7 protein-coding genes are annotated in these 14,885 nt (G+C 57.1%); 4 read left to right on the top strand and 3 right to left on the bottom strand.

Annotation, left to right across the window (positions count from 1 at the left end; all coding sequences use genetic code 11):
- Positions 1-4: 4 nt before the first annotated feature.
- From recD to recC, 3 genes are read right to left on the bottom strand one after another with little or no spacing between them, the layout of a single operon-like run.
- Positions 5-2,365 (bottom strand): exodeoxyribonuclease V subunit alpha, encoded by a 2,361-nt coding sequence (gene recD / locus MRBBS_RS00065; protein WP_014869332.1) that lies wholly within the window; start codon positions 2,363-2,365, stop codon positions 5-7.
- Positions 2,362-6,129 (bottom strand): exodeoxyribonuclease V subunit beta, encoded by a 3,768-nt coding sequence (recB, locus tag MRBBS_RS00070; RefSeq protein ID WP_014869333.1) that lies wholly within the window; start codon positions 6,127-6,129, stop codon positions 2,362-2,364. Before recB ends, recD begins: the two co-directional genes overlap by 4 nt.
- The gene (gene recC, locus MRBBS_RS00075; protein ID WP_014869334.1) at positions 6,126-9,728 is read right to left on the bottom strand and encodes an exodeoxyribonuclease V subunit gamma; all 3,603 of its coding nucleotides are present in this window, start codon (positions 9,726-9,728) and stop codon (positions 6,126-6,128) included. Before recC ends, recB begins: the two co-directional genes overlap by 4 nt.
- 132 nt (positions 9,729-9,860) lie before the next feature.
- Here recC and MRBBS_RS00080 point away from each other — a divergent pair, with 132 nt between their 5' ends.
- The 4 genes from MRBBS_RS00080 (at position 9,861) to MRBBS_RS00095 (ending at position 14,879) form a co-directional block, all read left to right on the top strand.
- On the top strand, positions 9,861-10,295 hold the full coding sequence (locus MRBBS_RS00080) for a hypothetical protein (protein ID WP_014869335.1): 435 nt from the start codon (positions 9,861-9,863) through the stop codon (positions 10,293-10,295).
- A gap of 79 nt (positions 10,296-10,374) precedes the next feature.
- Positions 10,375-10,857 carry a DUF4864 domain-containing protein gene (locus tag MRBBS_RS00085; protein ID WP_014869336.1) on the top strand — a complete coding sequence of 161 codons (483 nt, stop codon included), beginning with the start codon at positions 10,375-10,377 and terminating at the stop codon, positions 10,855-10,857.
- A gap of 51 nt (positions 10,858-10,908) precedes the next feature.
- Entirely contained in the window at positions 10,909-12,618 is a 1,710-nt protein-coding gene (locus tag MRBBS_RS00090) for a VRR-NUC domain-containing protein (RefSeq protein ID WP_014869337.1), read from the top strand.
- Positions 12,615-14,879: an ATP-dependent DNA helicase gene (locus tag MRBBS_RS00095; RefSeq protein ID WP_014869338.1), complete on the top strand. Its 2,265-nt coding sequence runs from the start codon at positions 12,615-12,617 to the stop codon at positions 14,877-14,879. Before MRBBS_RS00090 ends, MRBBS_RS00095 begins: the two co-directional genes overlap by 4 nt.
- The last annotated feature ends 6 nt before the right edge of the window (positions 14,880-14,885 follow it).

A 14,885-nucleotide genomic window follows, 5' to 3' on the forward strand; every position in this document is an offset into this window, starting at 1 on the left:
CAACTTACTCTTCAAGCACCGCACCCAGTCCGGATGTCCGCACCACACGCTGCCCCACGCTGTCGCTGAAAACGCTGGCGTCGCCGGTTATCAAACTAAACCAGTTTTTTGCCCGGGTAATGCCGGTGTAAATCAGCTCTCGTGTCAAAACCGGGCTTAAACGGTCTGGTAGTATCAAACAGGTGTGATTGAACTCCGAACCCTGGGATTTGTGTACTGTCATGGCGTACACGGTTTCCAGCTGTTGCAGCCGGCTGGGTGAAATCCAGCGAATGTCGCCGCTGCCATCACTGGCGGGAAAGGCCACGCGTAACACTGTCTGTGTTTTCTCGTCATCGCTTTGCCGGTCCGTGACCGCGTCCATGCCCGAGGTAACGCTGAAGGTAATGCCGACGTCGCCGTTCATCAGCCCCAGATTGTAATCGTTACCGGTAACCAGCACCGGCCGCCCGGTGTACCAGCCCTCGGCGCGCGGAATCAGCCGTTGCGCCAGCAGGTGATGGGCGATCAGGTCGTTCAGCCCTTCCACGCCCCAGGGCCCGCGGCGTAGGGCGCAGAGTATTTGAAAATCACTGAAAGCTTGCAACACCGATTTGGCCAGTTGGTCCCACTGCCCGGTTGTGCTGTTGCTGTCCAGATTGTGATCCTGCATCAGCGTTAAGTAGTGGCGGTAACCCACCGGTGGCGGAAGGGGTTGGCCGTTAACATCCCTTCGCCCTTCCGCGTTATTGCTGAACGCTTGCCGGCTACCACTGGCCGAATGGCCACAGATCAGCGCCTGAGTGCTCTCCAGAGAGGGCTTCTTGCTGCGGCCATTGAGCCACACCACATCCTCAAAAGTTGCATTGCGGGCCTGCTGCAGGGTGTCGGCGTCCAGTGTGTTGGTGTTGACCGCTTCGGCCAGATGGCGAATGCCGCTGCCTTCGGCAAAGCGGTAACTCTTACGCAGCATGGCCACCGCCTGGTCCAGGGGCTGGCCGTTTGAATCCTGCAAGACCGCTGGAATGTCGGTGCCAGTGATGGCTTTCAGCCACTGCACTGTCGCTGGCAGATAATGCCCGTCTGGCGCGCGCTGGCACAGTTCGCCCAGCACCGCACCGGCGTCTACCGAGGCTAGCTGATCTTTGTCACCTAACAGAATCAGTTGAGCGTTAGCCGGCAGTGCATCGAATACCGACGCCATCATATCCAGATCCACCATGGAGGCTTCGTCAATCACCAGAATATCCACCAACAGGGGGTTATCGCGGTTGTGGCGGAATTTGCGAGTGTTTGGACGGCTGCCAAGCAGCCGGTGCAGGGTGGTTACTTTGGTGGGTATATCCGCCAATGCGACCTGCCCTGGCAATTGTGCCAAGGGCAGCCGGCTGACAGCGCCGCCGATGGATTGGTTCAGTCGCGCCGCGGCTTTGCCTGTCGGCGCGGCCAGGCGAATGCGGTACTTTCTACCTTTCTTCCCGCCCCCTCCTTCCCGCTCTGGTGACTCGCCTGCGACGGACTGCAAGGCCGCAAGCAGGTTGACCACCGTGGTAGTTTTGCCGGTGCCGGGGCCGCCGGTAATCACCGCAAAGCGGTTGCGAGCGGCCAAGGCACAGGCCAGCTTTTGGTAATCGACAGAGCTTTGGGGATTTTGCGAGTTTAAAGCGCTTTGAGAATTTAAAGAGCCCTGGGGTTTAAACAGCACGTCCAGCGCCTGGCTTAAAGTAACTGCTGCGGGCGATAGCGGGTCAGTCAGAGGGGATGGCTGCGCCAGTCGCTGCTGAATGCCGGCAGCAATGTACTGTTCGTAGCGCCAGAAGCGGCGCAGATACAGCCGGGTTCCACTCAGCACCAGCGGCGTGGTGTGCGAGCCATCACTGACCGCTAACGCATCGTTTAGTGCGCTTAAGCACTCCTGCACGGACACCTGTGCCAACAGATCACTTGGCCGGGTTTGGCCCAGGTTGGTATTTGTCGAATTTGCGATAGGCGCTTTAGCGGAGCTGGACGGGTTTGCCTTGTTCTGGCTGCTAACTGCCGTTGGCTCTTCCGGCGGCAGTGACAATGTTGTTGTGGCATCAGCCATCAGAGTTGCAAGGTCCACGCACACGTGGCCGCGGCCCACTTGATGGGATACCAGTGCGGCAAGCAGTAAAACCAGGGGTGCCGGTGTGTTCCCTTGTTCGTCTGATAAATCCCGGATCAGCTGCGCAAAGCGCACGTCCAGCGGGCGAATCCAGCCGGCTTGCTGCCATGCGTCCAGTTGTTCTAGCAGAGCATCGGTGTGCTGAAGGGCAAGCCTGTTGTCACGGGAGCTGGCGGTAACGGGTGCCGTCTCGTCCAAATCAAAGGCAAACTGGTTGTCGACGTTCCGAGTTTTGCTCATGCTGCCACCTCCGCGGCGGCGTTGCCATCAAACATGGCATCCAGTTGCTCCATCAGTGCTTTCGGTGGCTTGTCGCAAAACGCCCCCGCTCCTGGCGCATGGATGCCGCGCAAAAATAGATAGACCGCACCGCCCACGTGTTGATCGTAATCGTAATCTGGCAAACGTGCTTTCAGTAGCCGATGCAGGGCCAGCAAATAGAGTACATATTGCAGGTCATAGCGTTTGTCCAAAATCGCCTCGCCCATGGCTTGGTTGGTATAGGCGCTGTCGTTGTCGCCCAACACATTGGATTTGTAATCCAGCACGTAATACCTACCGTTGTGTTCAAACACCAGATCAATAAAGCCTTTGAGCATGCCGTTGAAGCGCCCGCCATCCACTCGAGGGCGATCAGCGCCATTAAGGGTGTTTTGGGTAACCAGCTTATCCAGTGCCCGGGTGCTGACGTTGCAGCTTTCAAACCAGAACTCCAGTTCCGGGCGCAGCGTTTTTAGGCTGGCAAGGCTGGTGCTGTCGCCGCTATTACTGCTGTCACTGCTATGGCTCAGCGGCAGCGGCAGGCGGATCAGCGCGAGTATCCAATGTTCGAGAGTGTCTACCCAATCGCTCCAGCCTCGGGTACTGCAGCGGCGGGTGAGCTGTTCTCGGAGCAGCGCTGGGTTGTCGACAAGGTGTTGCAGGCCCTGTTGTACACACCATTCCAGAATATCGTGCAGAAAGGTGCCGGGGCCTGCGCCTTTGGGGAAATAATGCAGACTGTGGCTGAGCAGAATGGCAGCGTCTTCTTCATCGTTGGTGTGCGCGCCTTCTTCGAGCAGGTTCTGGCTTTCAGCGTCTTCGAACTCACTTGCAAACACAATGCCGGTGCCGGACAGGCCGCTGTATTCCAGGGATGAGTAACTGGCAATCCACCAGTCTTCGCGGGCCTCGCGGGTAGACACCCGTGCGAGCCCCAGGGCTCCAGGTGCCGGTTCTGCGTAGTGCTGGCCGGTGGCTTCCGGTAACGATTCAACGAAGAGTTCGCTGTGGCCAACGGCCAGCTGCTGCAGGGCGCCACTCAGCGAGTGTTTGGCAGCAGGATTACCGCTTAGCAGATACCCTAGGCCGCTAAGCTGCCAGTTTTCAATTTCAGTTACGCCTACCCAGGTGGCAAATCGGGCGCGGGTCAGGGCGACGTAGAGTTTGCGGATGTCTTCGCCCAGGCGCTCTTTGTCCGCCTGTTCGACGTCGTTTGGTGTGGGGTCGAACACGGTGATCAGTTGGTCGTTATTGTCGTGATAACGAACAAACGCCTGTTTCTCGTTTTCTGCGCGGTAGGCGGTGCCAAAGGGTAAAAACACCAGCGGGTATTCCAGGCCCTTGGATTTGTGAACGGTGATCACTTTTACTAGCCCGGCATCGCTTTCCAGGCGCAGGGTGCGGTGTTCGTCTTCTTCGTCGGCGGCCCGCAGAATAGCGGTGAAGTGGTGCACCAGTGCGTGTTCGCCGTCTAGCTGCAGGCTGTCTTGCTGCAGCAGCTCGGCAATGTGCAGAATGTCGGTTAGCCGGCGTTCGCCGCCGCCGGCGCGCTGCAGCAGCCGGCCGGGTACGTTAAAATCCATCAGGAAACTGCGCAGCATGGGTAGCACGCCCTGGCTTTGCCACTGCTGTTGGTAGCCCATGAAGCGCTCTATTTCACGCTCCAGCGCCATCTCGTTGGTGAGTAGCTGATCAAGATAGACCCAGGGCAAGCCCAAGGTTGGTGTGGCCAGGGCCGCACGAGCATAGGCCAGCTGGCGGGGTTCGGCAAAGGCTTTTAGCCAACACAGCACTTCTTTTGACTCTGGAGACGCCAGTACCGAATCCCGGTCAGACAGGTACACGCTTTTTATTCCCCGTTGCCCTAGTGCCTCTCGCACCGCCGCAGCTTCTTTACGGTTGTTTACCAGAATGGCAATGTCTTTGGGTTCTACCGGCGCTATGTCATCCAGGTCGGTTTCCAGCGCAAAACCGGCCAAACTCTGCTGGCCTAACGTCAGCAGGCGCGCAATTTCACTGGCGCAGGTGCTGGCCACATCAAGGGTGGCGTTGCCTTTGGCCAGACCTTTGCGATTTCCGCTTTTGTCGGTGTTTTCGCTTTCACTGGCCCATAGCGTCAAGCTGGGTTGCAGCTTGCCGTTGACGGCCCAAAGGCGCTTGGTGCCGTTGGCCTCTACCGCCTGAAATGGCAGCGCTGAAGCCTCGCCTTTGCCGAACAGAAAAGCGCCTTCGGAGCTGTATTGGTCGCCATACTCGAACACCCGGTTCACTGCTGCCACCATAGGCCGTGACGAGCGAAAGTTGCGGCCTAGTGTCCAGGTGCGTTCGTGGGCGCCGGTGCGGGCGTCCAGATAGGTGTAAATGTCGGCGCCGCGGAAGCCGTAGATGGCCTGTTTTGGATCGCCGATCATGAGCAGGCAGGTATCCGGATGATTCTCTGCTACCCGGTAAATGCGGTCGAAGATGCGGTATTGAACCGGATCGGTGTCCTGAAACTCATCGATTAACGCTGCCGGAAACTGGCGACGGATGGTGGCCGCCAGTTGGTCACCACGGGGGCCGTGTAAAGCGTCGTCCAGCCGGGTGAGCAGGTCATCAAAACCCATTTCCGAGCGCTTCTGTTTTTCCGATTCCAACCGCGCTGCAATCCAATGGGTCGCGTGGCGAAGAATATCGGCCTCGGCACTGGGCAGGTTCTCGCGAAAGGCGATCAGTTCTGCAATAACGTCAAAAGCCTGGTGGTGTGGCACATCGCCATCACCTTTAAGTTTTGTTGCAAGCACTTTTGGTGTCTGGTTTTGAAAGCCGGCTTTTTCCAGCCCGGCCGGGTAGAGTTCATCTGAGTTCAACCACTCTAGTAACGTGTCCCAGGCCGTAATCATCGGTTTCATACTGCCGCCGTGCAGGCGTTTGCTTTTGTTCAGTGCCAGCAGCATGTCGGTCACTTTGGGCTTCCAATCTGCCCAGGGGTGGGCTTTCAGTGTTTGTGACTGCTTTTTGCGCTGCTCTGCGGTGGCCTCAATCAGCTGTTCTACATTGCTGCTTGTTGCGTCGAGAGAATCAACAGCCAAGAGCAGATTGCGCACCGCCTGTTGCAGTTGGTCCGGGGTTTTCCAGTGGTCGATAACCTCGTCCATCAGCTCTGGAGATAACGGATAAATAAACGTGCGCCAGTAATCCCGCACGACTTCGTCCATCAGGCTGCTTTGGTCGGTTTCCAGGGTGAGCCGGAACAAGCTGCCGCTGTCGAAGGCGTGTTCGCTGAGCATTCGGTTGCACCAGGCGTGAATGGTAGACACCGCGGCTTCGTCCATCCACTCCGCTGCCAATAGCAGTTTTTTGCGGCAGTCCGGCCAGGCGGCAGGGTCTGGATAGCTGTCATCCCGCAGCTGGTGAATCAGCGCGGTTTCTGCCGTAGGCGGTGTGCTGTTGGCGATATTGGAAAACACCTCGGCGGCTTGGGTCAGCCGAACGCGAATGCGGTCCCGCAGCTCTTTGGTGGCAGCGTCGGTAAAAGTGACCACCAGCAGGTTTGGCGGTACCAGGCCCGCGGCCAGGGCGCCGCCTTCAGGTTGACCGTGGCCCAGTACCAGGCGCACGTACAAAATGGCAATGGTGAAGGTTTTGCCGGTGCCGGCGCTCGCTTCAATCAGGGTGCTGCCGTTCAGGGGTAGCGCCAATGGGTCAAGATTGGGGTTTGGCTTTGCCATTAAGGGCGCAATAAAAGGTGTAGTAGCCTTCATACCTTGTCCTCAAACTGACCGGCGGCGGATTTGTTTTGTTCTGCTTCCCATAGGGGCACATAGAGTTGGTGCAGCAGGGCTTCAAATTCGCCGCTTTCCAGCAATAATTCAGCGCTTTCAAAGGCGCCGCGTAGGTAGCCGGTGTCGCGCTCTAGCGCCACTGTGTAAGCTTGCTCGGCGTCGCTGATGGCGCGCTCGTGTTCACCAAGAAATTTTTTGCTTTGATAAAAACTGTAAATCCAGGCGAAACCGGCTTCACAGTGCACCGGTAATGCGCGCGTATTGGCGTCCATCCAGCGTGCCAATATGGCGTCCAGATGCTTACGTGCCGTTTCCTTTGGCAGAGGTAAAAAGTGCACATTGCGCTTTTCTTCTTTGCCCAGAATCAGGGTTTCAAAGGGCTGCGCTGTGATTTGCCCGGCCAGGTGAATCACCCAGTCGCGCATCAGATTGGCGTAGCGGATTTTTTTGGTATTACCGCTGCCAGTAAGCAGGCTGGAGCCCGCGATGGCCAGTCGGCAGATATTGCCTTCGTGGTTGCGGCGCAGGTGATCAATCAGGTCCAGCACCTCCACCGAGCCGGTGCTGTTGGCCAGACGATATTCAAACGGCAGCGGTTCGCCGACTTCCTCGGGCCATTCGGCCAGCGCGCTTTGATAGCGTTCGAACAAATTTGGAAGGCGACCAGACAGCTCGTTACGCAGACGGCGCTCGGTGGTGCCCATTCCCAGGTCACCGCGCCGGGCCATGCAATCCAGAGTGGTTTTCAGGCGTTGTTCCAAGTCTTCCTCGCTACTGGCTTTTAGCAAACCCTGCTCAATCAGTTCGGTGTCCAGGCGCCATCGGTCAAGGCCGTTCAAATCAAAATTTTCGGTGTCGGTATCGTCGTCTTCCACGTCTTCAAAGCGCACCTGAAGGCGGCGCTGGTAAAACGTATCTATCGGTTTTTTCAAAAAACCGGACAGATCATTCAGGGTGATGGGTTCTTCTGGCTGCTGGTACGCCAGAGCCTGCTGCTGCGCGTCTGTCGAGACAGTGCCGTGGGCACTTCGCCATTCGTGTTCGTAAGTGAACAGGCTGCGGGCGTGTCGGCTTTGGGGAAAATAGTCGCGGCTGAACGGTTGTAGCGGATGGCAGGTCGTCAGTGCATCCGTTACCGCGACATCGGGTTGCCCTGGCAGTTGCCACAAGCCGTTCAAGTGATCCTGCAATTGGCCCACCAGCACCGATGGCGGCCTTGGTGAGTCGTCGCGGATGCTGCGCCCTACCCAGCTGATGTAAAGCTGTTCGCGGGCAGACAGCATGGCTTCCAGAAACAGATAGCGATCGTCTTCCCGGCGGGAACGGTCACCGGGCCGATAGTCCTGCGCCATCAGGTCGAAATCTACCGGCGGCCGCGAGCGTGGATAATCACCGTCGTTCATGCCCAGCAGGCACACAGTGCGGAACGGTATGGCGCGCATGGGCATCAGTGTGGCGAAGTTCACTTTGCCGGCCAGAAAACGCTGGTTCAGGCCGCCTTCATCCAGGCCGTCCAATAGCACGTCTTTGACAATGTTTAATGGCAGTAGCTGGTGCTCCAGCCCAGCGGCCAAGGTGTCTTCCAGCCATTGTTCCAGCTGGCGGCGAAAGCGGTTCAGCAGCAAAAGGTCATGACCTTCTACTTTGTGGAAAAACTGTTCAAGCATGGCTGCAAACAGAGCTTCCCATTGTTGCGGTGTGCGGCTTGCCTGTAGGTCTTGCCACACTTTTTCCAGGCGGTAAACAAAGTCGCCAAGGCGCCCGGCCAGGCTGGCCTGCAAACCGCCAATCTCCCCATAGGGCTGAACGCCGGCCCAGGGTTCGTCGTCGCCCATGCCGTAACCCAGCAGCATGGAACGCAGGCCAGATTGCCAGGTGTTGCGATCCAGATCGGCTGGCAGTTCCAGGCTTTCGCGGTGGGCACCGTGCAGGCCCCAGCGAATATTGGCACCTTCTACCCAACGCCGCGCCAAGGGGATTTCCTCTTCGGTAATCTCAAAACGATCGCGAATGCCGGGCACTTCTAACAGGCTGATGATTTCGCTCGCGCCAAAGCGGTGTCGCGGTAGCGACATCAGGGTTTCCAGGGCTATTAATACCGGTTCGTGGTTGCGCTGGCCCTGATCGGAAATGGTAAACGGAATATGACGTTTGCGGCCGGCCGTGTAGCGGCCAAACACCGCCTGAATGTGGGGTGCATAGACATTAATGTCAGGCACCATGACCATGATGTCGCGGGGGCGCAGGGTGTCGTCGGCGTTAAACGCGGCCAGCAGCTGGTCGTGCAGTATTTCCACTTCACGCTGCGGGCTGTGGGCATTGTGGAAGGCAACGGAGTCATCAGCCGATAAAGAGCCCTCAGCACCTAAAGGCTGCTCTTGGCTCAGATCAAGCTTGCGCTGCTCATCGCGAATTTCCTGTAGCGGCGTCAGGTTGTAAATATCGTTCTGCAATTGGTGAAGCAGGCAGGTTGTCTGACCTGCTCCGTGCTCGGAAAAGATGTCGATCTTCTGATCCGGCGTCTGGAAGCTGCTGCGGTACTCGTCAGGGTTGTCGAATTCGTCCAGCAGGCGAATGTAATCCCGACCCTGTTTACCCCAGGCCGCCAAAAGTGGGTTGGCGTGTTGGTGCAGCTGGTCGGCATCGTCAATCTGCGACAGCGTGGGGTGGCTGGCACCGCGCTTGCGCTCGGCTTTGAGCAGTTCGCGATCGCTGACAATGTCGGCCCAGTAGAACTGCGAAGGGTTATGAACGCAAAGCACTACCTGGCTAAAACGGCTAAGCACGTATAGAGCTTCAAGCGCCTGGCGTGGCAAAGACGATACACCAAACACCACAATGCGTTTGGGTAAACGGCTCGGATGGGAAGGCGCGGCAAGCTGTTGGCCCTGTTTCATAAAACGGGTGTGAATCTGCGAACGGCTGGTGTGTGCTTCGGCGCCGGTGTCTTCCACCAGCTTGCGCCACAGCATTGGCTGCCAGCGGGTATCTTGTTCAATCGGTTTTTCGCCGTTACGGGTGCTGATCACCACATCCCGGCCCTGCTCCCAGGCAGCTAGCCAATCGGCGCGGAACACCTGGTACTGGTCAAACAGATCCGCCACTTTTTCTGCCAGCTGGAAGGCCCGCAAATCGGTGTCGCTGCCGTCCAGAAAGCGTGCCAGCGGGTTGAACGCCTCATCTGTAACAACAAGTTCCGGTAGCAGCCGGTAAAGCCGCCACACCAGTCTGCGTTTATCAAAGGGGGATTGCTCTGGCACGTCGCCGTCCGGCAGCACGGCGCGGTAGGCCTGCCAGATGAATCGCGCCGGAAACAGAAAATCCATACCGGCGGCAATGCCCAAGCCACCTTCGCGGCCATTCTCTGAGCGCTTTTCCGCCAGCGCCAGCTTTAACCACTGGGCAATACCGTTGCTTTGCACCAGAAACGTCTCGCTTTGCAGCGGCGGCAGCGGGCTTTGTTGGCAGATAAACACCACCGCCCGGCGCAGATCTTCTAAATGATTTGCGTGAACGGCGTGAAAACCGGGGGTAATATCGGAGTTTTCACAGGTGGCACTTGTTAAGGGAGCGGCCATGGTCTTCCTTGTCTGGTATTGGGTTCAATCCCGATGCGTCAGCTTAGCGTATGTGACCACAGAAGCGGACAGTCTGAAGCCTAACGCGATGGAAAATTGTCGCAAGGTAGACACCTTACTGAACGGGTGATTATGAGCAGAATAGAATTGGTTAAAGGCGCCGTGAATGAACAGCTGAACGACAGTTACGATCTGCTGGCCATGCGACTGCTGTTCGCGCCAGAGTATGTTGTTGTAAACATACAAAAGGAAATCAAGGATTTGTACGTTTACCCGGAGAGGCTTGAAAGCAGTTATTGCGACGAGTGGCGCGCTATTGCGACACGCGCCCTGTTTCGTAACGCCTTTGGCGAGCACTGGCGGTCGGATGAAGAAAATCTGCAGCGTTACCTGAACTATCTACGCAGTCAGGCCATTCCGAAATGTGTGCACCAGAACGTTGAGTTGTTCCGCATGCTGGGTGAGGCGCTTGCCATTGCTTGCTCAGACAACACCATCGCCTTTCCCGATCGGCAGCGGCAGGCGCTGATCAACATCATTTGGCCAGAAAAGGCCGGCGGTAAGTAAAGCCGGGCTTACATTTGGGGAGTCCGCAGCGCCGTTTTAGCCGTATTGGTTAAAATATGGTCAACAAGAGGGTTTAGTCATGGGCCAGCAACTTACCCGCACCACAAAGAGCGTTATTCTATTTCTGATAATAAGTTTGGGTTTTGCACTTGTCTGGGCATCTCAGTCTTTTGCCAGCGATACGGATGAAGAAGCCGGAATTCAGGACACGATCCAGATTCAAGACACTCTTGAGATTCAGGACTCTATTCTGCGCCAGATCGAAGCGTTTGCTAACAACGACGGTGAGCAAGCTTGGTCCTATGCGTCCGAGGGTATCAAGCGCCGCTTCGGATCGTCACAGGTGTTTCTGGAAATGGTGCGCGAAGCCTATCCAGCCGTACACAATGCCACCCAGATCGAGTTCACTGAGAGCGTGCCCCACGGTACTTTTCACATTCAGGTCGTGAAGCTCAAAGGCCCCGAGGGCAAATCTTGGGACGCCTACTATCGAATGGTACAGGTAGAAGATGTCTGGAAAATCGCTGGCGTAAGTTTGCAACCGGCTGACATAGGCATTTAAAAGTTGGGCAGTTGAACTACAGGTGCTGGAAATATTGTAAAGTCTGTGCGTATGTCGACAAGCAATCATTACCTGAATGACAGGCCCACTGCGGCGAATCTTGAAAACCCTTTGTACTACCTGGAAAACATGGAAACCGTGGTGGCTTGGGTGGCTAACCACCACGCCGACCTGCTATCGGCGTCAGAGAATGCCCGGCTGAGTGCATTCTTTGAGTTGCCTCGTCCTGCTCGCGCTTTGTTAACTCGGATGGTGATGCGCAGCGGTGATCTATTTCGAGCTGATAAACTGAATTATCCGGAGCTTGGCAGCCCTGAATGCGATGCATTGAAAAAACTGGTTGTTGAGGTCTGGCTCGATGCGGCTCCGCTGTTGACGTTGGACGACCTGTTTCGTCTGTTTACTCTGGCCGAACTCCGCCCGGCATTTGCGCCGATTCTAGTGCAGGCCGGTTTTTCCAAAAATCTGGCAAAAGCCCAGATGCGTCAGGTGTTACAGGACACCTTTGCCGATGCGCGTTTGGTGATTGACTGGCTGGGTGGCTGTGGTGCGCCTGTGGTGCGGGTGAACTCTATGGCACTGTTTGACCGGCTTCGCTTGATGTTCTTCGGCAACCTGCGCCAGAGCTGGTCGGATTTTGTGCTGGTGGAGCTGGGCCACCACCGCTACGAGCAGGTGCAATTCACCTCTGAAGCCCGGGCTTTCTCAGAACGCAGCCAAGTGGACACCTATCTGGCCATGCACCACTGCCGCGAATGTCTGGACGCAGGAATGTTGGCCGCTGAGGTGTGGGCCCAGGTGCCGCAACCGTCCGACAATCCATGGCTGACCAGTCGCCGTGACCGCCTGTTACTGGAGCTGGGGCGGCATGCTGAACGTCAGGGAGAGAGGGAATTGGCTTTGGAAGCACTGGCCGCCAGCGGCCATCGGGAAGCCCGATTGAAACAATTACGGCTGTTGGAGCGGATGAAACGCTTTGATGAAGCCTGGGCTATTGCCGCCAATTGGGTGCACGCTGAACTCAGTGACGCCGAAAATCAGGGCCTGGCGCGAATTCTGAAGCGGCTGGCGACGAAGGTAAAACAGCCCGCTCCTTTGGCCCCACAACGGCCGCCGCTTCGCGAGTTCACGTTGACGCTGCCGCAAACGGGTCGCTCTGTCGAGCGGGTGGTACGTGACCACCTGTCGAGTCCCGATGCACCGGTGTTCTATATGGAAAACACCCTGATTAACAGCCTGTTTGGCCTGCTGTGCTGGAACACCATCTTCAAGCCAATACCCGGCGCTTTTTTTCATCCGTTTCACAGTGGCCCAGCGGACTTGCTGAGGGAAGATTTTGTCAGCCGGCGCCAGGCCTCGTTCGATCAGTGCTTTGCGACGCTACACGATGGCGGCTATCGCCGGCAGATACTGGATAGCTACGCCACCAAGCAGGGCATTACCAACCCCTTTGTAACCTGGCCGGCGTTGAACGAAGCGCTGCTAACGCTGGCGTTGAACTGCATTCCCGCGCTTGATTTACACATTCTGTTTAAGCGACTTTTATTGAATATTCGCGAACATCGTAGCGGTTTCCCCGATCTTGTTCGCTTTTACCCCGAAAAATCGCCTCCTGAGCTGTGCTACGAGATGATTGAAGTAAAAGGCCCCGGTGACCGCCTGCAGGATCACCAGGTTCGCTGGCTGCAGTTTTTTGCCAGCCAGGGCATCGCCGCCAGCGTGTGTTATCTGCGTTGGCAAACTTGCGAGGCCACGCCATGAAGGTAGCGGTGCGCACACTCTGCGAGTTTGCTGCCCGTACAGGTGATCTGGATTTTCGTTACACCCCGGCGCCCAGCGCCGAGGAGGGCATTGCCGGCCACCAGGCGATTCAGGCCAAGCGCGGATACGGCTACAAAAGCGAGTACCCGGTCAGCGGCGAATGCCTGGGCTTGGCGCTGTCTGGCCGCGCCGATGTGTATAACTCGCATTCCGGACTGCTGGAAGAAATCAAAACCCACCGTGGCGATCTGTCGCGCATCCGCGGCCATCAGCGCGCGCTGCACCGGGCTCAGCTGCGAGCCTATGGTGCTCTGCTTTGCCATCAGGAAAATCTCAAAACAGTAAAGCTGGCACTGGTGTACTTCGACATCGGTAACAACCGTGAAACGTCGATCAGCGAAACCGCGTGCGCCGATGAGCTTTGGCTCGAGCTGGAAGTGCTGTGTGACCGCTACCGGCTGTGGGCAGAACGCGAAGCCCATCACCGGGAGCAGAGGAATATTCGCCTGTCTGGACTGCGTTTCCCGTTTGCACAGTTTCGCCCACGCCAGCGTCAGCTTGCAGAAACCGTTTACAAAAACACTTTAAAAGGCGGCACCCTGCTATTGGAAGCGCCTACTGGCCTGGGCAAAACACTGGGCACTTTGTTCCCCGCACTCATGGCTATGCCGGCGGCGAATCAGGACGTGCTGTGTTATCTCACCTGCCGCAACACCGCCCGTCAGCTGGCAATAGATGCGGTAGACCGTCTAAGAGCTGCGCAGGAAGCACCGCAAATCTGGCCTTTAAGAACGTTGGAACTGGTGTCTAAAGCCGATGCTTGCGAGCACCCGGACAAAGCTTGCCACGGCGATGCTTGCCCGCTGGCCAAAGGTTTTTTTGACCGCCTGCCAGACGCCCGCGCTGAAGCCGCCCAAACCAATTCCACATTGACCCAGGAGGCGCTGGCAAAAATCGCCGCTGGTCATAATATTTGTCCCTACTTTCTGGCCCAGGAAATGGCGCGCTGGTGTGACCTGGTGATTGGTGACGTAAACCGGATGTTTGATCAGTCTGCCCTGCTCCACGGCTTGACCCGGCAGAATCAGTGGAAAACGGCCGTGCTGCTGGATGAAGCCCACAACCTGGTGGATCGGGGCCGCGGTATGTATTCGGTGCAGCTGGATCAACAGCGGCTTTTGAAGCTGCGTAAAACCGCGCCCAACGTCTTGAAATCCCACTTGGACCGCACCGCCCGGGCGTGGCAAGGAGTGATTCGTGATCAAGCCGAAGCGGGCACAGCCCCGGTGTTTCTAAATGCTTTGCCTGTGTCGCTGACTGGCAGCCTGCAGGGCTTGGTGTCTGGGCTTACGGATTATCTGGCGGATAACCCGCCGGACCTGGCATTGCAGGAAGTACTGTTCGAGTCCGTGGCTTTCATGAAGCTGGCGGATTCGTTCGCCGATCATTCCCTGTGTGAATTTCGCCGCGAAGGTCGCGGTCGCGCCAGCCTGACTATTCAGAATCTGGTGCCGGCGGATTTTCTGCGCGACCGGTTTCAGGCCGCAGCCTCGGTGTTGCTGTTTTCCGCGACGTTAAGCCCCGGCGTGTATTACCGAGATTTGCTGGGGTTGCCGGAAAACAGTTGTTTTACCTCCCTGCGCAGCCCGTTCGGCGCTGACCAGCTACAGCTGAATTTCACGCCCAAGATCAGCACCCGCCATGCTCACCGTGAAACGTCGGTAATGCCTATTGCCGAGCTGATCGCGCAGCAATATCGCCAGCGGCCGGGTCATTATCTGGCGTTTTTCAGCAGTTTTAAATATCTGAATGAGGTCAATGTGGCGTTGAGCCGCAGCGCCGCAGATGTGCCCCAACGTTCACAGCAGCCAGGCATGAGTCCACAGCAGCGCAAAGCTTTTCTGGCAGGGTTCCGCGAAGAATCCGGCAGTGTGGCCTTTGCGGTTCTGGGGGGCGTGTTCAGTGAAGGTATTGATTTACCGGGGGACCAGTTGATTGGCGCGTTTGTGGCCACCTTGGGCCTGCCGCCCTTTGATGCCTGGCACGAAATTTTGAAACAGCGCCTGCAACAGCGTTTTGGCGCAGGTTACGAATACACCTACCTGATTCCTGGCCTGCAGAAAGTGGCCCAAGCCGCTGGTCGGGTGATTCGAACGCCAGAAGACGAAGGGGTGATATGGCTGATTGACGACCGATTTTTACAGCCGCAAATTCAGAAGTTGTTGCCGCGATGGTGGTTTGGAACCGAGACCGCCGATTAAAGCGGC

The organism is Marinobacter sp. BSs20148, assembly GCF_000283275.1.
GTDB lineage: Bacteria > Pseudomonadota > Gammaproteobacteria > Pseudomonadales > Oleiphilaceae > Marinobacter > Marinobacter psychrophilus.